At 43.4% G+C, this 22583-nt stretch carries 21 protein-coding genes; 5 read left to right on the top strand and 16 right to left on the bottom strand.

Annotated features, from left to right (window positions below; translation table 11 throughout):
* Positions 1 to 220 (bottom strand): MerR family DNA-binding transcriptional regulator (locus A1232T_RS02445; RefSeq protein WP_143513940.1); only part of this gene is annotated, 220 nt, incomplete at its 3' end.
* A gap of 235 nt (positions 221 to 455) precedes the next feature.
* Between A1232T_RS02445 and A1232T_RS02440 the strand changes: the two genes are divergently transcribed.
* Positions 456 to 2072, top strand: coding sequence for an anthranilate synthase component I family protein (locus A1232T_RS02440; protein ID WP_077447889.1), 1617 nt, complete (start codon positions 456 to 458; stop codon positions 2070 to 2072).
* 88 nt (positions 2073 to 2160) lie between these two features.
* On the opposite strand, the gene hisC is transcribed toward A1232T_RS02440, so the two are convergent.
* The 8 genes from hisC to A1232T_RS02400 all read right to left on the bottom strand — a co-directional run bounded on the left by hisC (position 2161) and on the right by A1232T_RS02400 (position 10123).
* Positions 2161 to 3255: a histidinol-phosphate transaminase gene (gene hisC / locus A1232T_RS02435; RefSeq protein WP_077447888.1), complete on the bottom strand. Its 1095-nt coding sequence runs from the start codon at positions 3253 to 3255 to the stop codon at positions 2161 to 2163.
* 158 nt (positions 3256 to 3413) lie between these two features.
* A complete protein-coding gene (hisD, locus tag A1232T_RS02430) occupies positions 3414 to 4718 on the bottom strand; it encodes a histidinol dehydrogenase (RefSeq protein ID WP_077447887.1) in 1305 nt (434 codons plus the stop codon).
* 256 nt (positions 4719 to 4974) lie between these two features.
* Positions 4975 to 5646 (bottom strand): ATP phosphoribosyltransferase, encoded by a 672-nt coding sequence (hisG, locus tag A1232T_RS02425; RefSeq protein WP_077447886.1) that lies wholly within the window; start codon positions 5644 to 5646, stop codon positions 4975 to 4977.
* Positions 5647 to 5753: 107 nt separating this feature from the next.
* The gene (gene murA / locus A1232T_RS02420) at positions 5754 to 7052 is read right to left on the bottom strand and encodes a UDP-N-acetylglucosamine 1-carboxyvinyltransferase (RefSeq protein ID WP_077447885.1); all 1299 of its coding nucleotides are present in this window, start codon (positions 7050 to 7052) and stop codon (positions 5754 to 5756) included.
* 106 nt (positions 7053 to 7158) lie between these two features.
* Complete coding sequence (locus A1232T_RS02415; protein WP_077447884.1) at positions 7159 to 7413, bottom strand: BolA family protein; 255 nt, start codon at positions 7411 to 7413, stop codon at positions 7159 to 7161.
* Between the two features lie 243 nt (positions 7414 to 7656).
* Complete coding sequence (locus A1232T_RS02410) at positions 7657 to 8580, bottom strand: alpha/beta hydrolase (RefSeq protein WP_244152341.1); 924 nt, start codon at positions 8578 to 8580, stop codon at positions 7657 to 7659.
* A 19-nt stretch (positions 8581 to 8599) separates the two neighbouring features.
* Positions 8600 to 9469 carry a BON domain-containing protein gene (locus A1232T_RS02405; protein ID WP_077447882.1) on the bottom strand — a complete coding sequence of 290 codons (870 nt, stop codon included), beginning with the start codon at positions 9467 to 9469 and terminating at the stop codon, positions 8600 to 8602.
* 225 nt (positions 9470 to 9694) lie between these two features.
* A complete protein-coding gene (locus A1232T_RS02400; protein ID WP_077447881.1) occupies positions 9695 to 10123 on the bottom strand; it encodes a YraN family protein in 429 nt (142 codons plus the stop codon).
* Between the two features lie 200 nt (positions 10124 to 10323).
* Here A1232T_RS02400 and rsmI point away from each other — a divergent pair, with 200 nt between their 5' ends.
* Positions 10324 to 11223, top strand: coding sequence for a 16S rRNA (cytidine(1402)-2'-O)-methyltransferase (gene rsmI, locus A1232T_RS02395; RefSeq protein WP_077447880.1), 900 nt, complete (start codon positions 10324 to 10326; stop codon positions 11221 to 11223).
* Positions 11224 to 11261: 38 nt separating this feature from the next.
* Here the strand turns inward: rsmI and A1232T_RS02390 are convergent, their stop codons facing one another.
* From A1232T_RS02390 to coaBC, 5 genes are all read right to left on the bottom strand, one after another.
* Positions 11262 to 11903, bottom strand: a complete 642-nt coding sequence (locus A1232T_RS02390) for a DNA-3-methyladenine glycosylase family protein (RefSeq protein WP_077447879.1) — start codon at positions 11901 to 11903, stop codon at positions 11262 to 11264.
* 76 nt (positions 11904 to 11979) lie between these two features.
* Entirely contained in the window at positions 11980 to 12660 is a 681-nt protein-coding gene (locus A1232T_RS02385) for a hypothetical protein (RefSeq protein ID WP_077447878.1), read from the bottom strand.
* A gap of 64 nt (positions 12661 to 12724) precedes the next feature.
* Entirely contained in the window at positions 12725 to 13492 is a 768-nt protein-coding gene (locus A1232T_RS02380) for a sulfite exporter TauE/SafE family protein (protein ID WP_077447877.1), read from the bottom strand.
* A gap of 49 nt (positions 13493 to 13541) precedes the next feature.
* Positions 13542 to 14369: an oxygen-insensitive NADPH nitroreductase gene (nfsA, locus tag A1232T_RS02375; RefSeq protein WP_077447876.1), complete on the bottom strand. Its 828-nt coding sequence runs from the start codon at positions 14367 to 14369 to the stop codon at positions 13542 to 13544.
* A gap of 152 nt (positions 14370 to 14521) precedes the next feature.
* The gene (coaBC, locus tag A1232T_RS02370) at positions 14522 to 15769 is read right to left on the bottom strand and encodes a bifunctional phosphopantothenoylcysteine decarboxylase/phosphopantothenate--cysteine ligase CoaBC (RefSeq protein WP_077447875.1); all 1248 of its coding nucleotides are present in this window, start codon (positions 15767 to 15769) and stop codon (positions 14522 to 14524) included.
* Positions 15770 to 16139: 370 nt separating this feature from the next.
* On the opposite strand from coaBC, the gene radC reads away from it, so the two are divergent.
* The 3 genes from radC to A1232T_RS02355 all read left to right on the top strand — a co-directional run bounded on the left by radC (position 16140) and on the right by A1232T_RS02355 (position 20783).
* Positions 16140 to 16820: a RadC family protein gene (gene radC / locus A1232T_RS02365; RefSeq protein WP_077447874.1), complete on the top strand. Its 681-nt coding sequence runs from the start codon at positions 16140 to 16142 to the stop codon at positions 16818 to 16820.
* A 417-nt stretch (positions 16821 to 17237) separates the two neighbouring features.
* Positions 17238 to 20021 carry an acyl-CoA dehydrogenase gene (locus A1232T_RS02360; RefSeq protein WP_077447873.1) on the top strand — a complete coding sequence of 928 codons (2784 nt, stop codon included), beginning with the start codon at positions 17238 to 17240 and terminating at the stop codon, positions 20019 to 20021.
* Positions 20022 to 20189: 168 nt separating this feature from the next.
* Complete coding sequence (locus A1232T_RS02355; protein WP_077447872.1) at positions 20190 to 20783, top strand: M23 family metallopeptidase; 594 nt, start codon at positions 20190 to 20192, stop codon at positions 20781 to 20783.
* A 29-nt stretch (positions 20784 to 20812) separates the two neighbouring features.
* Here A1232T_RS02355 and A1232T_RS02350 read toward each other — a convergent pair whose 3' ends face one another.
* Positions 20813 to 21325, bottom strand: a complete 513-nt coding sequence (locus A1232T_RS02350; RefSeq protein WP_077447871.1) for a c-type cytochrome — start codon at positions 21323 to 21325, stop codon at positions 20813 to 20815.
* Between the two features lie 150 nt (positions 21326 to 21475).
* On the bottom strand, positions 21476 to 22573 hold the full coding sequence (gene epmB / locus A1232T_RS02345) for an EF-P beta-lysylation protein EpmB (protein WP_167367024.1): 1098 nt from the start codon (positions 22571 to 22573) through the stop codon (positions 21476 to 21478).
* Positions 22574 to 22583 lie beyond the last annotated feature (10 nt).

Genomic DNA, 22583 nt, shown 5'->3' with positions numbered 1-22583 from the left:
TTTGGTCATGACTCGAAACACGAGCGTAAGCTATGGTTTTACGTTGTTGCTCCACCTTATTACGAGTCAGGTTTGGGTTTATTTTAGATAAGTCATACCTACGATGGCCTTTGGGTGTTCTTTGGGCGACAAGCACGCCTGTCTCATCCCATCTTCGTAGAGTTGAGACGGAAACGCCTAACTGATTAGCTGCTTGTTTTATGCTTAACAATTTACTCATAGTGAGTAATTATAGATATTTTTAGGTAGATTCGTGGTTACTGTTTGTAACCCTTACTTTAATACTGTCTTTCATTTTATGTAATTGGGAGCAATATATCAGTTTAAACAGTGTTATCGCGCTTTAGCACAATGTAAAATAGTCTATTACCGACCTATTATCTTCCCCTACAACTTACTTTTTCGCCCTTATAATAAATAAATTTTGCGTGTGTCCCTAAAAACATCGAGCGTTTATGATTTACCATACTTTTTCTTTCCATAATCTGCCAGCTGATCAGCTCCTGCCACATCTGACTGACTTCATCGAGCAGAGCAATTTGTCGCATTTACCTTGGCATCCTTGCTGGCTTAATAATGAAGGGGAGCAGGTCATTGGCCTCTTGCCCAAGAACGCTTGGAGCGCTTATAAAAACTCAGACCTAGACTCTACTTTAAAAGAGCCTAACTTAAATATTGAGATATTAAAGACTTCTCGTCAAGAGCCTAACGATAATATAGAGCTTCAATCTTCCTCAAGCTTGCCCTCTATTCAGTCTCACTCTGAACGCTATGTCATTGACTATCAAAGCTGGATTGAAGAGCTCACTTGCTACTGTAATGAGGCCCTCATGCAGCAGCAAGAGACTGACTCAGCCCCTACTTCTAGCACTTCAAAGCCTACCTATCACAGTGGCTTGATGGGTTTTATAGGCTACGATATTGGTGCCAGAGCCTTAGCGGCTAGCCCTGAAATTAAGCTTGCCGACCAGCCTTGCGCCTTCTTGGCACACTACGATGTGTATCTGAAACCTAGTGCCACTCAAGGCTGGGAGTTACACACTGGGAGCTTGACGTCCGCAGCGATTAAAAAAACCATCGTCTCTTATTTACAACGGTTTGAAGAAGGTTTATTGGATTTATTACAACACCCCATTTCACCCCCTGCTCTACCGCTAACGGCCTTATGGAGTGCAGATCAATATGCACAAGCTTTTCATCAAACCCAACAATACTTGTATCAAGGCGACAGTTATCAAATTAACCTTACCCAAAAATGGCAAGGCAAACTGGCTACCTCAACAGACCGTATCTTGTCGCAAGATAACTTTAATCCAAATCCAAATTTGGTAGATTACCTGCCCGCTTTACATCAAAACACCCAAGCACCATTTGCTGGATACTTAGCCCTAACTCACAGCTCATCTGATCTTGAGTTTGAGCTTCTAAGCTGCTCTCCAGAATTATTTGTGCTGTTTGATAAAACAAAGGCCACTGACCCATCACAACCTAGCAAACAGCAGATTATTACTAAGCCGATTAAAGGAACTTTACCGCGAGGGACCACCAAAGAACAAGATGAACAGCTTAAGCATCAGCTGGCCCAAAGCGAAAAGGACAAAGCTGAAAATGTAATGATTGTCGACTTGCTACGTAATGATTTGGGCAAATATGCAGAAGTAGGCAGTGTCAAAGTGTCGAAACTGTTCGCCATTGAAAGCTTTAGTAATGTGCATCATATGGTCAGCACCATCACCGCCACCATTAAAGAAGAGCATCATCCGCTTATGGTTTTATTTAACAGCTTGCCTGCTGGCTCAATCACAGGCACTCCAAAGAAAAGAGCTGTTGAAATTATTAGTGAGTTAGAGTCCGCTCCCCGAGGGGCGTATTGTGGAACCTTAGGCTATATGAACTTCGATGGTACAGGCCAATGGAACGTGCTGATTCGTTCACTACAAGCAAACTCTCAAGGTGAGGTTGCGCTATGGGCAGGAGGCGGGATTACCGTGGGCTCAAACTGTGCTGCTGAATATCAAGAGTGTCATGATAAAGTCGGTAACCTCTTGGCCATCTTAGACCCTAAAGTTTAATTAGCCGTTCAATAAAAAAGGTCAGAATATATTCTGACCTTTTTAACAACTCACTAAGAGATTCTTTATTAATAAAACAACAGAGCTCTTAAGCCGACACTCTTTGTTTTAAAGCTTCAATCAAGCGTTGATTTTGTTCCGCTGTTCCTACCGTGATACGCAAGTACTCACTGACTCTTGGCTGGTTGAAATAACGAACAATCACCCCTTGCTCACGCAATGTCTGGGCAATTTCACCTGCATTCCCCTGCTCTGGACGGGCAAATACGAAATTAGCCTGTGAAGGCAGCACGCTAAAGCCTAGATCAGATAAATCACTAGTCAGCTGCTGACGTAACTCAATCACCTTACGGCAAGTCTCTTCAAAATACGCCTCATCTTTAACGCTCGCTAATCCTCCAGCTTGAGCCAAACGGTCTAGAGGATAGCTGTTAAAGCTGTTTTTCATTCGAGTTAGTGCTTCAATCAAGGACGGATTACCAAATGCCATGCCCACACGTAAGCCTGCTAAAGAGCGAGACTTCGAGAAGGTCTGAGTGACCAATAAGTTATCATGCTTATCAATCAAACTAATGGCTGACGCTTCTGGCTGATCAGCAAAATCAATATAAGCCTCATCAATAACTACCACAGCATTAGGATGCTCAGTGGCCAGTTTATCAATGGCTTCTAATGACAATAAGATGCCAGTCGGCGCATTGGGGTTAGCAATAATAATGCCTGAGCAAGGCTGACGGTAATCGTTCGTTTCAATACTAAAGTCTTCTGTCAAAGGTATCTTCACTAGCTCAATACCGAAGGTATCTGCATAGACCGGATAGAAACTATAACTAATATCAGGTGATAATAAAGGACGCTCTTTTAAGAAGAAGCTGGCGAAAACCAAAGCTAATACTTCATCAGAACCATTACCCACAAATACTTGGTTTACCTCTAACTTATAAGCTTCGGCTAAAGCCTGCTTTAAGTCATCAGATTCAGGCGCTGGGTATAGGCGCAGTTGATCGGCTTGATTGCTTAAAACCTCTGCAATCGCTTCAGCCACTTTTGGAGAAGGCGGAAACGGGTTTTCATTGGTATTTAGTTTACATAAATTGTCGTGCTTGGGCTGCTCACCTGGCACATAAGGGTTTAAGTTACGGGCTTTGGTAGACCACAAGCGGGTATCTAATTTAAATTCCATAGTCTTTGTCACTTATTATTAGTATAGATGCGGGGTAATACAATAACTTATCTTATCACGCTACTCTGCAGTAAACGATAACATTCATTGAAAATAGCGATGTTATTGTGTGTACACGTCAGCTCTTGTCGCTTAGCTTGTGCGTAGCAAAGAGATCACTAATTTGCTTGCTCGCTACGATAACGGGCTGAGCGCGCGTGCGCCTCTAAGTCTTCTTGCATGGCTAAAGTATCAGCTACTTGTGCCAGAGGCTTAGAGCCCTCTTCTGAACAGTAAATCAACGAAGATTTCTTCTGGAAGTCATACACCCCTAATGGTGAAGAGAATCGAGCTGTACCTGAAGTGGGCAACACATGATTCGGCCCAGCACAATAATCGCCAATGGCCTCTGGCGTGTGGCGACCCATAAAGATAGCCCCTGCGTGACGAATATCCTCAATCAGCTCATCGGGATTATCTAAAGACAGCTCTAAATGCTCAGGAGCGACACGATTAATCACTTGTAGCCCTTCAGCACGGTCTTTTACTAAAATTAAAGCGCCGCGATTGGCTAATGATTGACGTGCAATATCTGCTTTTGGCAACTGAGCTAAAGCACTTTCAATGGCCTGCTCAACTGCTTTTAGCTGCTCCTCGCTGGTGGTCACAAAGATAGACTGGGCTACTGTGTCATGCTCAGCTTGTGACAACAGATCCATTGCCAACCAATCAGCATTATCGCCACTTTCGCCTTCTGCATAGACCAAGACTTCAGATGGTCCAGCAATCATATCAATGCCCACTTGACCAAATACCGCTCTTTTGGCGGCGGCCACATACTTATTACCTGGTCCAGTAATTTTATCTACCTGCGGAATCGTATCGGTACCATAAGCCAAAGCTGCTACGGCTTGAGCACCACCAATAGTGAACACTTTATCCACACCTGACAGATAAGCGGCAGCCAATACCAGTGAGTTCAGCTCACCTTTTGGGGCGGGCACCACCATAATTACTTCAGTGACTCCGGCAACCTTTGCTGGAATGGCATTCATCAATACTGACGAAGGATAAGAGGCCAATCCGCCAGGCACATAAATACCAACACGGTCTAAAGGCGTTACCTTTTGACCCAAGCGGTTACCCAGATCATCGGTATATTCCCAAGTCTGTTGCACTTGACGTTGGTGGAAGCTCTTAATACGCTCAGCAGCTGTATCTAACGAGGACTTAATAGGATCTTCTAGCGCATCGTAAGCGGCTTTAAGCTCATTTTGAGTCAGCATCAAATCTTGCATAGAGGTTGCCGGATGCGAATCAAACTTTTGCGTCAGCTCTAAGACTGCTTTATCTCCTGTTTGGCGTACTTGATGGATAATATGATCCACAGTCTCTAGCAAACCTTTATCGTTCACAGTTTCAAAAGCAAGCAAATCAGTTAGTTGCTGGTCAAAATTAGCGTCGGCACTGGTCAAAATACGCATGTATGTCCTCGAGATAACAATTATAAAATATAGTATTGAGTCTTAGGGTTGGTATAAATCAAATGATTAACGGTACAACTGGGATAAAATTTAAGAATCATATAGCACTTAAAGCAAAGGGTATCTTAGCAGTTTAACACGCAAACTCACCGATGTTATCCATCAGCAGATTAAATATCAGTTATTTTTATCTTCACTATCTATATGACTTGACATAAAAAAACACCACATGACGTGGTGTTCTTTTACTGAGTGACTACTCGCCTACACTTTGTTTAAAGCTGTCTAAAATAGGCTGAAGTAAGCTGTATTTACGCTTATAACTGACCTGATTCACGATCAATCTTGATGAGACATCACAGATATGCTCTAGTGGCTCTAAGCCGTTAGCACGTAACGTATTGCCGGTGTCTACTACGTCGACAATTAAGTCTCCAAGACCCACTAAAGGCGCCAGCTCCATAGAGCCATATAGTTTAATAATATCTACTTGCTGACCTTGACTGGCAAAATAAGCACGGGCAACGTTGACATATTTAGTAGCGATACGCAGGCGACGGTTGGGCAAATCTGCCCCTTTAATCCCTGCTGTCATCAATTTACATTGAGCAATCTTCAAATCAAGAAGCTCATAAACGTGCTTGGCCCCATACTCTAATAAAACATCTTTACCGGCCACACCGAAATCCGCTGCTCCATGCTCAACATAGGTAGGCACATCACTGGCACGTAAAATTAACACTCGAACTTGCTCATGAGAAGTCGGAAAAATCAGTTTACGTGATTTATCTGGATCCTCTAAAAGCTCGATACCAGCAGCCTTTAGTAAAGGTAGGGTTTCTTTTAAAATGCGCCCTTTAGATAGTGCCAAAGTTAACCCGTTATAATCACTATCCGCTTGATTCAGTAACTCATTGGTGTCAGTCATAGTAAAGTATGTCTTAATTTGATGAAAGTATGTTTGGTATCGACTGCTATGGTATCGCCTGAAACTTATTCATATAACTAAGCGATACCACAGACAGCTAATCTTAATTAGTCGTCGCTGGCTTTGGACTCAGCATTGTCTGTTACAGGGTTTACTCGCTCGATTTGAACCCCTAGGCCACGCAGCTTTTCTTCTACGTTTTCATAACCACGGTCAATGTGATAGATGCGGTCAATTAAGGTTTCCCCTTCTGCCGCAGCTGCAGCCATAACCAATGACATAGAAGCACGTAAATCAGTCGCCATGACAGGAGCTGAGTTGAAAGCTTCTACCCCGCGGATAATAGCAGTGTGACCATCTATTTGAATGTCTGCACCCATGCGCTTTAATTCAGGTACATGCATGTAGCGGTTTTCAAAGATGTTTTCACTAATGGTGCTCGTACCCTCTGCCAAACAGCAAGCAGCCATTAATTGAGCCTGCATATCTGTTGGGAAGCCTGGATGTGGCTGGGTGCGAATATCTACAGGCTTAGGACGACCTGTCATTTGAACTCGAATCCAATCCTCACCTGTGGTAACCACAGCGCCCATTTCTTCAAACTTCTGTAGTACAGGAATTAGCAGTGAAGGATCCGTGTTTTTAGCAGTCACATCACCTTCTGTCATCAAGGCACCCGCTAAATAAGAGCCCGTTTCGATACGATCAGCAACCACAGAGTACTCACAGCCTTTTAAGCTTTCTACGCCTTCAATGGTCAGTGTTGAAGTCCCGATACCTTCAATTTTAGCTCCCATAGCTACCAGCATATTGGCTAAGTCGACCACTTCTGGCTCACGAGCACAGTTTTCTAATACTGTGGTCCCTTTGGCTAAAGTAGCAGCGATAAGGACGTTTTCAGTACCGCCAACAGTCACCATATCAAAGCCAAATTCACAACCAATTAGGCGGCCGCCTTCTGGTGCTTTAGCAATAACATAACCATTTTCTACTTTGATATCTGCACCCATAGCTTCAAAAGCTTTTAGATGTTGATCTACTGGACGTGACCCAATGGCACAGCCGCCTGGTAGCGACACTTCTGCTTCACCAAAACGGGCCAATAAGGGACCTAATACCAAAATTGAAGCGCGCATGGTTTTCACAAGCTCATACGGCGCAAAGTAGTTTTCGATGGTGCTGGTATCACAAGTTACGACATTGCCGTTTTTCTCGATATTGATGCCCAAGCCTGCAATAAGCTTAACTAGGGTACGCACATCTTGTAAAGAAGGAACATTATTCAATGTTGTCGGTGTTTCTGCCAAAATCATAGCAGCTAGAAGTGGTAGGGCTGCGTTTTTCGCCCCTGAAATAGTGACTTCGCCTGCAATGCGACTACGGCCGGTGATTAGAAATTGGTCCATTGAATACTGTCCTAAGCTGAAATACGATTAAAATTTTATGAGGGCTAAGACTTCACAGCTAGCATGAATTTGCCATGCTGGTCTTAGTTGACTGACTCAGTCAAAATTACTGGTTGGCTTGCATCTGTTCCCACTCTTGCGGGGTCAAAGCCTGAATATTAAGGGCATGAATCTCACCACTGGCAATGATATCACCCACCAGACCATATACCGCTTGCTGGCGCTGAACCAAACGCTTGCCTTCAAAGCTGGCATCTACCACGCGCACATCAAACTTGTTACCTTGGTTAGCCGCTTGGATAAAAGCTTCTGGGAAATGTGGCTGTAAAAATGCGATTAAATCATCCGCGTTCATGCTCATAGAAACTACCTATAATTAGTATTGAAATGAGTAAAAGTAAAAAAATTAATAAAAATAAATAAGGGGACGGACTAAAAAAAGTAAAAGTGCTTTTAAGGATAATTATAAACCACCAACTACATCTGTGATGTTTGGACAATAAGCCCATATAGCCCGTATCAAGCTTTTGATTATAGCAAGTGTAATAGATATTTGCCTAATAGATGTTTATTAATATCCTTTAGTTCACGCAAAGTTCACAATCTACTGAAGCTTTTGCTGCAGATAGTTAAGAAGCTGAGGCCGAACTGTATTTACCCAAGTTAATGAGGTAGACATGGCTGCGATACTGGTGGCATGATTGGCTTTTTTTACCTCTTCAGTAATCACAGTAGCGCCTGCCTTGGTCAAAGCTTGTGCCATTTTTGTGGTATTGGTGAGGTGAACCACCTTATCATTTTCAGCGGTCATCAATAAATACTCAGGCTGCTGCCCACTACTCCCCGCTTTAATTAAGCCATCAGGCATAACCTGCTCTGGGCTGGCTTCTTTAGGAAACACGGTTCGTGAAGAAAACTTTCTAAAATCATAGCTATAAGGACCCGCAATGCCTACCACAGCTTTAATATCACTCGGCTGTAAACCGTAAGGCTGCAAAAAATCTGCATTAGAGACGGCAGCAACTGCATTAAAAGCCCCCGCTGAGTGACCAATCACAGCCACCTTATTGGCATCAGCATAAAACTTATCCGCATTATGATACGACCAAGCAATCGCCTGTGCGGTATCACTTACGAAGGCAGGATAAATAAACTCTGGCGCTTTTCGATAATTAATCACAGCGGTCACATAGCCTGCTTTGGCCAAACTATGACCCACAAAAGCGTACTGATCTTTATTACCGCTTTCCCAAGAGCCCCCATGAACAAAGACCACTAAAGGATAATCGGCCTTTGGGCTTTGGTTGCTGTGTATGGCTTTGGCCAGTGCTTTAGGATAATAGATATCTAGGTTTTGCTCTGGATCAGTGCCATAGCTTAAGTCTTTGGTAACGCTAATCTCGCCCTTTGGGCTAACCGTATTTAATAATACTAGCCCTGGTGATGCATTGGCAGCGACCGTTTGTAATGACCATAAAGCCACGCCTGTAACGGCCAGTGAAGCAGTCCATTTTTTATATTTTTGCATAGTTTGTTCAGTATGTGAGCTAGTCCTCATAAGGGCTAGGATAAATATTAGCTGAATTTTGTGCTGGTGTCGCAGAGCTGCTCTGATCATTTACGTCATTATTAGTTACATCACTATTGGCCGCGGCAGGGGGTTGATAGTCATTTACAGCACCTTGCTGAGACGCATAAGACTGATCCACCACAGACACACCTTGAACGGGCTCTTCAATATAGCGTGGAGCTGGAGGCTCAAGATTGGTCTCTTGAATAATGGCCTCTTCCTCAATTACTGCCCCATTACTGTCGATAAGATCGGTTAATAACACCAACTCTTTGATACCCACAGTACTGTTTATAATAGCAATTAGATGCTCACGCTGTGCAGGAGTCAGCTTACCCATCACATAAACAATACCGTCATCAGTCACTACTTTTACTTGGCTACTTTTGATGGCGTTATTGGTCAAAATTTTGGCATTAACCTTTGAGCTAATATAAGTATCATGAACGGTATAACTGGCTCCTTTGATATTAGCAACTGTCAATTTGTTGTGCAGTTGCTTGATATCTGGCATAGAAGACACAATAGCTTCTACTTGCTTTTTGGCCTCTTCGTCTGGCACCTCACCGGTAATCAACACTGTGCTATAGAAGCTGTGAACACTGACACGGCTGGTCTCAGAGAAGGTGGGGCTAATGCGGCTAATATTAATCTTTGCGGTATTTTCGATACTTTTATCTAAAATACGTTGGGCCAAGGTTCGATCTGTTGCTGCTACGCCAAAAGACTCTTCTGGAGACTTAATGGCTTGTAACGATACACAGCCACTCAATAAGCCTAGGCTTAATGCCACGCCCAGTGTGATACGTTTCATAGATTTATTGCCGGATAACCAAGAACTTGCCATTTTATAATGTCCTTATTTGTAGCCTTACCAACTCATTTTAGCTTTATAAAGGTTTTATTTATCTAAAAATTTTAGGCTGGCCTATAACGATATGTAGGTTTGTCAGAATTCAAAAATAATATTAAAAATATGTTGCCTAGTTTACCTATATCAGCCCATTCTACCTTACCTATTTGGTAACAAAACCCTAATACAATCTGCAAGATACAGATTAAAGGCCTATTTTTACCAGGCATTAGCCAAAAATGCACCTTGCACCCATTCAGGTGCCAAAAAATCCTGATCATCCTTAGAGTTCCTTACCTGATTAAAAGCAATCACATCAAATCGGCAGTCAAGATGAGCATAGCTAGGGTTTTGTGTTAAAAAGAATCGGGCTGTCTTAATAAGCTTACGCTTTTTGGCATAGGTGATACTCATCAAGGCATCTCCGTAATTGGAGACTTTTCGCTTACGCACTTCAGCAAAGACTAAGGTATCCCAAGCCCGACCAGGGTGTAACAATATTAAATCTATCTCGCCAATCTTGGGCTGTTGCCAGTTTGTGGCTATGACAGACAGCCCTTGCTGCTGCAAAAATTCGGCAGCAATTTTCTCATAACGCCCTCCTTGTCGCTGTCTTGGCGAATTGAGCAATGAGGGGTTAGAGGGCATAGATTCGACCTATTTGGGTTATATAGTGCACTTAGCAAGACCAATAGGTTTTTTCTATATCAGGCCTATCCATTCGCTCAGCGTATTCAACACAATATTATTTAAGATAAAGATAAGCGAGCAAAGATATATTAGCACATCATGATAAACTGGTAATACGCAACCTCTGTGTATATTTCAAATTTTAATTAAGGTGTTTTATGTCAGTGCAACATGATGCTCAGCAACCCTCACAGCCTCAATCTCAAAGCAGTGCCTCTGTCGCCAAAGCTTATTTGTATATTGTGGCTACCCCAATCGGCAATATGGGTGATATCACCGCTCGTGCCATTGATACCCTAAAGAAGGTAGATATCATTGCCTGTGAAGACACTCGCACCTCTGGCAAGCTGCTGTCAAACTTCGGTATTGATACTCAAACTTGGGCTTACCATGAGCATAATAGTGAAGTGCAAACGCCAAAAATCATTGAGATGATTCAACGCGGGCATTCTGTGGCTTTAATCAGTGATGCTGGGACGCCTTTAATTAGTGACCCAGGCTATCAGTTGGTTCAAGCCGCTCATGCTGCAGGCGTTGGCGTAGTGCCTATCGTTGGTGCGAGTGCAGCTATTGCGGCGCTCAGTGTGGCTGGATTGCCTTCTGATAAGTTCAGCTTTGTGGGTTTCTTGCCAGCCAAAACGCATGGCCGAGTGAAGCAGTTACAAGACTATGCTGAGCGTAGTGAAACCTTAATTTTTTATGAAGCGCCGCATCGCATCGTGGCCAGCTTAAAAGATATGGCTGAAGTATTTGGAGAGAGTCGCCCAGCTACTCTTTGCCGAGAGCTTACTAAGACTTTTGAGACCGTTAGAAAATCAACGCTAGGTGAACTGGTCGACTTTGTTGAATCAGACAACAATCAACAAAAAGGGGAAATCGTCTTAGTTGTTGGTGGCAATATTAACGACGTTAATGATGACTTAAGTGTGCATGACACTCTACTGCTACGATTACTTGAAGATTTATCGGTAAAAAAAGCGGCAGCTTTGGCCTCTGACATTACTGGGGTTAAGAAAAATGCTCTATATCAAAGGTTGCTTGAGCTTCAGCAGCAGTAGCCTTAAAGCCAAGTAGTTCATAACTTTGGCCAGCGGTGCTACACCGGCACCGCATCACGGTCTTTGAGCCAACCATAATGTGACCAGAGCAATAGACTTGCTGCACTTCTATAAGGCGCCCAGCTTTGGGTTAAGCCTTTTAGTTGTTTTGGCGTAGGCCTCGCCTCTAGTTGCAACAAATCCATAGCGCCCACTTTGATAGCCAGATCATCTACAGCGAGCACATCGGCTCTTCCTAGACTAAACAGTAGATACATCTCCGCGGTCCAGTTACCAATGCCAGTGACTGCAGTTAAGGTTTTAATGACTTCAGCATCGGATAGAGACTGTAACGCCTCAAAATCAATATCGTGCTCAACCAAAGAGCGTAAATAGCGAATCTTTTGCCGTGAAAGCCCCTGTTCACGCAGCGCTTCGTCCTCTGCGTGCAAAATGGCTTGAGGGCTAATCAATTCTGCTTCTTCAAGCTTGTTCCAAATACTAGAAGCCGCCGCAACCGATAGCTGCTGACCAACCATAGCTCGCATCAGCTGCTCGAAGCCCCCTGAATTACGCCTTAAATCTGGCAGACCTACTTGTTGATAGACCCTCTCAAATCTAGGTTCTATGGTTATTAATGCCTTGATATCAGACTGTAATTGAGCGGGGGTATCCAGCGTTCGGATTGACTGATTTTTCATATCTTTACTGCTATATCATTAAGCCCGTTATATAGTACTTTTAAAGGAATAAAGGAATGAGGTTAAAGGAATAAAGCTATTTGGTTTTCTTTAAGAGAACCACATCTTGGTAGTCATAACCCCCTTCCATTAAAGTGCCTTTATATTTGACCGTGCTTAGCGCATAAGGTTGGTTGGGTACTTTATAAACCACATTATCGGTAGTCAGACAGACTGAATAGGTAGTGGCGCTATGAGTTGAACTGGACAATTTGGCCTCATCAGCCTTCAATCTATAGTTAAACTGATATTCGGTGCCTTGACCTATTTCCCCAAGCCAAGACCTTAGGTTGGTCTTTTTTTGTTTCAAGGATTCTACTTGGACAGTCACCTGAGTATAGCTAGGCTTTAATGCAACCACTCTATCTTTAATCTGCTTGAGCCCAGCGCTAAAGCGGCCATTACTGCCCTCAAACTCATCATATTTTTTGGTTTTGGGGTTTATATAAAGCGAGCGAACTTCCACTAACTTTTCTGGTTTTTTACTTGAAAAATCATAGTAATAAAGCTGTGGTAAACGGCCACGCCCATCATCATAATGGCGTAAGACAAATACTTTTTGCTCCGCTTTATCATAGCCCAATATCTCAATGCGCTGACCCCCACCTACTGTGGCCAAGGCAGAGACAGATAAAGCCATGACACTCATAAGCACCCCAGCTTTAGCCAGACTTTTAGTGATGTGATGGCCTTTATTTACGCCATAAACTCTACTCATAACGCTCTCCTGTAATCCCATAATTAAAGGCAGATAGGTTTGTACATCTCTACTCTGTAACTCTCTACCCTATTAATCCGACTATACCTTGCCAGCCAACTCTTAACCCTAAAAAGGTCAATATGATAAGCACCAACTGCCTAAATCTATCTTGAGATAAATAATGGCGTAAACGAATACCAATAAGTAAGCTTACCAAAGAAACAGTGGTCAATAAGGCAATAAGTAGCCAATCAGCTTTAGGTAATGCGATCAATGACTCACGTAATACGATAATTTGGGCGACCTTACCCAATAAATAACACATATTACCTACTTTAGCGATGGTATTTTTATCATCACTACTGCCCAGCAGATACATAAGCAATATAGTTGACATCGCATTGGTAGAGCCGCCTATTATCCCGGCAATAAGACCCGTAACAATCAGCACAGGGGTGGTAGCGGGTAAAATTATTCTTTTGCCCAGAGCATTACTAATAACATAAAAGGCAATCACTGCAGCGAGCAACACCAATATATAACTGCTGTCCACCCATAATAGCAACTTTACCCCAAGTAGGCTGCCAAGCAAACTCATTAAGGCCAGTAGCCAATAGTGCTTGAGATAATAACGGAAATTCTCACCCATACTACGCCCTCCCCCAATGAGCCAAGTCATGAGGTTTAGCGCTAAAGAAGGGAAGATAATTAGGATAATGGCGTGCTGCAACGAGTACATACTCGCCAAAGCTGTGGTAGAAACCAACGTCACTCCAATACCACTAATTCCATGTAGTAAAGAGGCGACGGTAAAAATGAAGGTTAATAGTAGGTTTTCAGAGTTGAACATCTGACATCCATTGGTTGTAAGCTAAAGATCAACTCACGACAGTTAGCCGTTAACGTTTGGCAAATCCCTGCTTATTCAGATAGTCCATCACCTGAGGACGTACTGGGCTTCCGAAGACTTTTGTAACTTGAGCTTTCCAGTCGGGATGCTCTCCTTCACCGCGCTGCTCTACATAGTAATCGATAACAGTTTGGTTAAAGGCATCAAGCTGCGCCTGAGTTGCTGGCTGATATTGGTTTTCAGATACCAATACAGAAAGCGGTAGACGCGGTTTGGTAGTGGCATTTTTTGGAGAATCGCTAGGATGTCCTAAACACATGCCAAATAACGGCACCACATGTTTTGGTGCATTGATAATCTCACCTGCTCGCTCAATATCGTTACGCATACTACCGATATAAACACCGCCTAAGCCCAGTGATTCTGCAGCAGCCATAACATTTTGAGCATATAAAGCGACATCGACGGCGGCAATGATAACCACTTCAATCCAGTCCAACTGAGCTTCTGGTTCTATTTGACTGTGGCGATGATTGTCCATGCAGAATACTAAATATTCAGGGGCTTCCAAAACATAAGGATGCGCTAGCTTTTTACCTTCTGCAATCGCCTGATTATATTCTTCTTCGCTCATGCCATTTGACACTTGATGGAACTTAACACGCTGCTGTGGGTCTGTAATACGAACCACACTCATCGACTGCATGTAATTGGAGGTCGATACAGCACGTCCTGCTTCTAAAATAGCCTCCAGCATTTCCTCACTAATAGGCTCATCAGTAAAGTCACGGACAGAACGGTGCTCTAGCATGGATTTAATCGTATCATTAGTAACATGACTGATTTCAGCTTTGGTCTCTTTGGTTAAGTTGGTCATATATTGCCCTTTAGTTGACTCGTTTTATGATAGCAATCTTAATTTTCAGGTGTTTTAAGCAAGTGCCTTAAGCAGGTGTATTAAATGCTGTTTAGCCTATCAACAGCACCCGTACCCTTTTTTATTATAGAGAACTCAAAAGTGCATTTAAGTTAAATAGTGTTGCCAATAAGAGCAACCAATTGCTGAGCAATATCATCCTTGCTGGCTTTATCTAATGCCTCAGGCTCTTGCTGATATTTATCGGCAAAAAAGACCGTCATCGCATTTTCATCACTGGCAAAACCAATGTCTTTACGCGATACATCATTACAAGCAATCATGTCTAGGTCTTTTGAGGCCAGTTTACCTCGAGCATATTTCTCGACATCTTGAGTTTCAGCGGCAAAGCCCACCATGAACATATCTGGGTAAGTATGAGAAATAGTCGCCAAGATATCAGGGTTTTTCACCAAGTCCAAAGTCATCTCATCTTGGGTCTTTTTAATCTTTTGTGGAGCAGCATCTCGGGTGCGGTAATCAGCAACGGCCGCAGTAGCAATAAAGATGTCACAACCTGCTGCTGCCGATTGACTGGCAGCTTGCAGCATGTCATTGGCTGACAGTACATTAACTCGTTGTACATCAAGCGGTGTGGTTAAATCCACCTTGCCACCAGCAATCAAAGTTACCTCAGCGCCAGCGTCACGGCAGGCACGAGCCAAAGCAAAGCCCATTTTGCCGGTTGAGTGATTGGATAAAAATCTTACCGGATCAATAGCTTCTACTGTTGGTCCTGCGGTAATGGTTACTTTTTTGCCAACCAAACTCTGTGGGACCATTAATTTCGCTTTGAAGTTAAGCACTCGTCTTAATAAAATTTCTGGCTCTGGTAAGCGCCCTGCTCCCACATCGCCACAGGCTTGAACGCCACTGTCAGGCTCAATGATCTCATACCCCATATCACTTAGGGTTTGTACGTTTAGCTGCACAGCTGGGTGTGCCCACATTTGTTGATTCATGGCAGGCGCAACCATAACCGGTGCTGTGGTTGCCAAGCAGACTGTCGCCAATAAATCATCTGCCATACCCATTGCCAATCTGGCCAAAGTATTGGCAGAAGCAGGGGCTATCAGTACTAAGTCTGCCCATTTTGCCAGTTCAATATGGCCCATACCCAACTCTGCATGGGTATCTAGCAACTCGGTATGTACTTCATTACCGGTCAAGGCTTGCAGCGTTAGTGGGGTAATAAACTGCTGTGCGCCTTGAGTCATGATCACTCGAATCTCAAAGCCCTCTTTAACCAATAAGCGGGCCAATAAAGCAGATTTATAAGCAGCAATGCCACCAGTTATAGCAAGAACGATTTTAGTAATGTTTGGCACAGTAGTAACTACGGGGGTGAAGATTTGGCTCATAACTGAGAACTACCTTAATGGATAATAATGCGAAAAATGAGGGCTACAGATTATAAAGTGATAAGTAGCTTTAAAGCTTACATTAAAAGTGCTTATTAAAATGTGCTTATGGTAACAAGTTTCAGGGGGGTTTGGGTATAGATTTTGGGGATAGATTAAGCCAAGGTTAAGCTCAAAGGCTGAGGTGAAAGTCTAACCTTAATATAGTCAGACCATAATCAATTAAGAATGACTTAACTATATTTATCTAATATGGGTATAATTAAGGCTAAGATTACCGGCTATACTCTTTATCATAGCACTAATTATCATAGCACTAACTTCATCGCCCTATTTCCCTTATCCTCCCTTATCAACCCTGGCATTCATAATGGCAATCAAAGACTGGCACGAAGACGATAGACCTCGAGAAAAGCTTCTTAAACAGGGGCCTGAACATTTAACTGATGCTGAAATACTGGCCATATTTTTGCGTACCGGCACCAAAGAGCAATCGGCTATTGAGCTTGCCCGCAGCTTGATCACTCAATTTGGCAGCATAGCTGAGTTACTAGCTGCACCAAAAGAGTCGGTACTCGCCTGTCACGGTATCGGTCCTGCAAAATATGCTCAACTACTGGCCAGCCTAGAGATGGGCAAGCGTTATTTAAACAGTGAATTAAAGACAGGTAATAGCCTCAATCGATCGCAGGTAGTAAAGGATTATATAACCACCCAACTGCGCCGAGAAACTAAAGAGGTTTTTGCCGTGCTTTGCCTAGATAACGGCTTAAATCTGTTAGACTTTAAAGTGCTCTTCGTCGGCGGTATTGCGTCTTGCTCCGTCTGTATTAAGCAGGTCCTACGTCATGGCCTACAGCAAGGAGCAAGTCAGCTCATCGTGGCCCATAATCATCCCAACCAAGATGCCACCCCTTCCGCAGCAGATATCCACTTAACCGAAACCTTAAAACAAGCCTGCCAAGCCATCGACCTAAGCCTAGTCGATCATATAATAGTCGGCCGCAATGAAACTTTGTCTTTTGCAGAAACGGGCACCCACCCTTTTTAGGCTTTTGCTTTATGTTTAGGCTTCTGCTTTATGCCCTCACTGTTTTTCCCTTAGTTTTTCATCCTCTAACCTCTTTTTATCTTATAGCTACTGTCAAATAAGCTTTATCTGCCACTACTAGCCCTCTTTTTTTTGTAAATATAAAAAGTAAGCTAACGGTTAACTCATTAAAGCCGTTAAAATAAATAGCTACGTAATTAACCAATTGTAAAGATTCTAGTCTTGATTATCTGCTTTGACCTACTTACCCTGTAAGGTAGCTGTAACTCCCTTTATTTAGGGGCTGTTATATTGAGTGATTGTTATTCCCAAGTACTCCCAAGCTAAAAAGACTGTATTTATAAAGAAGTGCAAATAATAAAATACAAACTTCTAATTTTAACTTTTAATTTATTCTAATTTTTTAGGGTGCAAACTATGACTACCTTAACCTTAGTTGGCTTTTTTATACTCGCCATACTATTGCAGCTGTTTGCTTTACTGCTGGTCTTCTTATATGGCTTAAGCCGTACCTTCGGTGCCGCATTACTTATTATTACTGCGGTTGTCGCCGGATTTATCGCACCCTGGTCATTATTGCTGGGCGTTCCCTTAATTTTAGGCAGCCTATTGGTATTAATCACCCCTCTACGCCAGTCGATGATTAGTGACCCTGCCTATAAAATGCTAGCGGGCGCTATGCCTAGTATGAGTGACACTGAGCGTGAAGCTCTAGATGCAGGCACCAGTTGGTGGGAAAAAGAGCTGTTTATGGGGGCGCCTGACTGGGAGAAATTTGCCAATTACGAGTACCCTACTTTATCAGAAAAAGAGCAGTCTTTTATCGATAACGAAGTAGAAATCCTGTGTTCTATGCTTGATGAGTGGCAAATTCATCATCACGATAAGGACTTATCACCCCAAGCTTGGCAGTACATCAAAGATAACGGATTTTTGGGATTGATTATTCCCGAAAGCTACGGCGGACGAGAGTTTAGTCCTTACGCTCAAAGCCGTATCATGAGTAAAATTGCCTCAAGAAGCTTAACCGCTGCTGTCAGCTGCATGGTACCCAACTCTTTAGGTCCTGGTGAGTTATTAATGCACTATGGTACAGAAGAGCAAAAGCAGCGCTGGCTGCCAGGCCTGGCTAAAGGCACTGAAATTCCTTGCTTTGGCCTAACCGGACCAGAAGCTGGCTCAGATGCGGGCGCTATTCCTGATACAGGCGTGGTCTGCTATGGCATGTATGAAGGCCGTAAAGTACTCGGTCTAAACATGAACTTCTCTAAACGCTGGATTACTTTGGCACCCATTGCCACAGTAGTGGGTCTAGCGTTCAAGCTACACGACCCAGAAGGCCTGTTAGGAGATAAAAACAAGACCGACTATGGCATCACTTGTGCTTTAATTCCAGCCAACTATAAAGGGGTTCACACCGGTGAGCGCCACAATCCTGGCTCACCTTTTATGAATGGTACCGTAGTGGGTAAAGATGTGTTTATTCCACTCGACTTCATCATTGGTGGTATCGAAAACGCTGGTAAAGGCTGGCGTATGCTGATGGAGTGCCTGGCTGTAGGCCGTGGTATTTCCTTGCCTGCTCTCTCCACTTCAGCCGGTGAAATGACCTATCTAACTGTGGGCGCTTTTGCCAAAGTGCGTGAACAGTTCAAGATTCCGGTTGGTAAATTTGAAGGAGTACAAGACGCCACCAGTAACATTGCCAGCAATACCTATATGCTAGAAGCTTTCCGTCATCTGGTGACTTGTGGTCTAAATGAAGGTGGAACGCCCTCTGTAATGACGGCAATGGCGAAGTACTATGCCACTGAAACCATGCGTAGCTTAGTCAATGACGGTATGGATATTGTCGGTGGTCGTGCCATCCAGCTGGGCCCTCGTAACTTCTTAGCCCTTCCTTATCAAGCCATCCCTGTTTCTATCACAGTAGAAGGGGCTAATATCCTAACCCGCTCTCTTATGATATTTGGTCAAGGGGCGATGCGTTGTCACCCTTACTTATTTGAAGAGTTGCAGCTGCTACAAAGCGAAGATAAAAAAGAAGCAAAACGTAAGTTTGATGATATGTTCTTTAAACATCTAGGCTATACGTTTAATAGAGGTGCTAAATCCTTTGTGGCAGGATACTTCGGTGGTAGTGGCAAAGCCCCAAGTTTTGCCGATAGCTTTACCCGTCCTTACTACAAAAAGATTAACCGTTTGAGTGCTAACTTTGCGTTAACCGCAGATATGGCCTTAGGTATTCTTGCCGGTGACCTAAAACGTAGAGAGATGCTGTCAGGACGCTTAGCTGACATCCACTCTCACTTATTTATCATGACCGCTATTTTAAGATTTTACGCCCAAGGCAGTCAGTCAGAATCTGAGCGCTTACATGCCCGTTTGGCGTTAGAGAAGTCTTTGTATGTGATTCAAGAAGCCTTCTTTGAAATATACGACAACTTCCCTAACCGTATGGCGGCAGGCTTAGTTAAGCTGGTTTGTTTCCCAGGTGGAAACTTCACTGAAAAACCAAGTGATGAGCTAAAACGTCAAGTCGGTGATCTGATCATGGCAGATGGGGAAGAAAACCCATTCCGCGAGCAGTTAAAATCACTGGTGTACTACACCACTGACCCTGAGAACAATACTGGCCGTATGGAAAACGCTTATCAGATGCTACTACAAGTTGAACCTTTATGGCAGAAATTCAAAAAAGCGGAGCACAAAGGTGAGTTCGTCGGTTTAACCTTTGAGGATCACGTATTGACCGCCCTAAAAGATGGTGTAATTACTGAGGCTGAATCAGAACAGCTTATTGAATACAACTCCGTACGCTTTGATTCGCTGTTGACGGACGTGTTTGATGAGCACTTGATTCATGCTCTACCTCGTGAAAACCCGCACACTCTTGAAAACGCAGCAGGTAACTTAACCCCTTACGTGATTGAAGAGATTGAGAACCCTTCCAATGCCTCAACCAGTGAGCATGAACAGTCAGAGTTAACAGAAGATACAGGCGATGCCAATAGTGCCCATGGTTATGAACCAGAAGGGGATGTTAAGAGTGCTTCTGAGCAGCAAACTGTCGATGAACAAGTTGACCAAGCTGACTTTGATGAAGTCCAAGAAGGTGACCCTCGCCTGCGTGATGCTGAGCTAACTCTTGAGCAACGGATGGCTCGAAACCATGCTGACAGCCATCGTCATAATAAATAGTCGGGGTATAGATTGACCCTAAAAAAAGACCGTCCCTTAGGGATGGTCTTTTTTATGAAATAGTCTTTTTATGAATAATCCGTTTTTCATGAACAATCAATTTGGTTATTCATAACCGCTATCGCCCCACTCAAACTTGAGATTAGACCTGAATAGTGACTGCTACTTATGCCAAACTCTTCTTTTGATCAAAAAAAACCATCACAGCCGAGTAAATTTTTCGGCTTGCTGAAACGATTAATCAAAATTTTCCTACTGTTGGCAGCAGGCTATCTGGCTTATATTTATTCTGCAGATATTCGTCAAGAGCTGACGCAATACGTTACCAGCTCTATGAGATATAGCAAGCTCATAAAGCAAGCACCGCCTGAGCCTAATAGTTTGCCTAGCCCCATTGAGGGGGCTAATTTAACAGATACTTGGGGCGCCGCTAGAAGTGGTGGCCGCAGTCATGAAGGCATAGATATTTTTGCTGCACGCAATACGCCTATTCACAGCACCACCCCAGGTATAGTTCGCAAAGTCGGCACCAATGAGTTGGGTGGCAATGTGGTAATGATCTTGGGCCCAGGGGCTGTTAGCCACTACTATGCTCATTTACAGGACTTTGCTGATATTAAAGAAGGAGACTGGGTTGAAGCCGGAGATGTCATTGGTTATGTCGGCGACAGCGGTAACGCCAAAGGCACCCCAACTCATGTACATTATGGCATCTACACCCAGTCTGGCGCAGTAAACCCCTATCCTTTACTGATCAAATAAGGATTAATCAAGCTATTGAGGCTAGGCTGTTATTTCTGTTCATCTTCAGCCACAGGCGGTGCTTCCCGGCCTAAAGTCGATAAATAAGCAATGATATCCTGTCTGTCTTTAGCATTAGGGATTGGGTCAGACAACATTTTTGTATCGGCTAATACCGCTTCTGGATCTTCAATATAAGAATCTAAGGTCTCAGCATCCCATACCCAGTTTGCCTGCTCCATGACCTCACTATATTTATAATCGCTTAGCTGTGCCGAGGGAGCCATATACACCCCAACCAGTTGCGGGCCTTTTTTATTACTGCCTGGTCTTAAAGTATGACATTGGCTACATAGCTCTTCATATAATTTCTCACCTTGCCTAGCATCACCCTCTTCATATACTGGAGCCGTAACTTGTGCGCGGTGATCGGGTGGCGTGGGCGTACAGCCTGTACTCAAAACCACCAAAGATGATACCAATAACAGCCCACTTAGCTTTTTGCATAAAGTAGGAATAACTAAGCTTGGAGCAGTCCTATTTGCGCCCTCAAAATTCAACATTCTCAACTCACTTTTATAGATGATTACAACGGGTCAAAGTACTAAATTTTAGGTATTAGGTTTAGATATTAAGTTCAGCATTAAGCACCGAATATTAATCTTGTGCGCTAAGATTTAAATATTCAGCGCTCTCATCAATTAGCACTGCCATTAATTCTGATATAGGTCAACTGGCGTCTTAAAAGGTCTATTAGGTAACTCTTGCACCAGCTTTGGCATTAAGTAGCCAGGAAGTTGCTCTAGCATTTTCCAATACAACTCAACGGCCTGCTGCTTAGCCATATCGAAATGTGCCGCCCCTTCTACCTTATCTAATAAATGTAAATAATAAGGCAGCACCCCTGCTTCAAATAGCCGCTCATTAAGTGCAACCTGGACAGCCAAGCTATCATTTATGCCAGCCAACAGCACCGTTTGATTCAATAGAGTGATGCCCTTTTGTTTGGCTTGTAGCAAGTGCTGAGCGGTATTCTCGTCTATTTCATTGGCATGATTGGTATGCACCACCATGACAATACGGCAACGACTGGCTTCTAGACGGGATAGTAGCTCTGAGTCCAAGCGCTCTGGAATGACAATAGGCAAGCGGGTATGGATCCTAATGGTGGTAATTTGCGGTAAAGACTCTAAGGCTTCTAGCCACAAAAACAGGCGTCGATTTGACACACTTAAAGGATCTCCCCCGCTAAGTAGCACTTCGCGAATTTCAGGGTGCTGACCAATATACGCCTTAATAACCTCGAGTTGTTCTGATTTTGGTAAATTAGCTTGGTAATCAAAGTGCTGTCTAAAGCAATAACGGCAATGAATGGCACAAGCACCAGTGACTGTGACTAAGACGCGTGAGTGATATTTATGTAACAGACCTTGAGTAGGGTTTTGCTCATTTTCAGCTAAAGGGTCAGCCACATAACCACTAACCTTGACTTGTTCAAGCTTATTGGGTAAAACTTGAAGGAGCAAAGGGTCATTCGGATCCCCCTTTTTCATCTTGGCAACAAAACCTCGCGGCACCCTTAAACCAAAGCCTTCAGGAATATAAAGCTCAGACTTTATGTGAGTTAATTCCAAAATAGCTAGCAACTGATCGATATCTGTAATAACATCTGCTACTTGTGTTTGCCAAGTGATAAGCGCATTACTGTCCCTGTCTTCAGAATTCTCCTTCGAGTTAAGCTTGGAGGAGCCAGTAGCTATTGGTGTAATAGGGATTTGCCTGTTTTTTTGTTCGGGTAAATGGTTTATCATGGGACTCAAC

Origin of the sequence: Psychrobacter pasteurii, assembly GCF_900162815.1 — a bacterium.
GTDB lineage: Bacteria > Pseudomonadota > Gammaproteobacteria > Pseudomonadales > Moraxellaceae > Psychrobacter > Psychrobacter pasteurii.
Note: the sequence above shows the minus strand (reverse complement) of the source record. Positions and strands in the feature narration are given on the sequence as shown.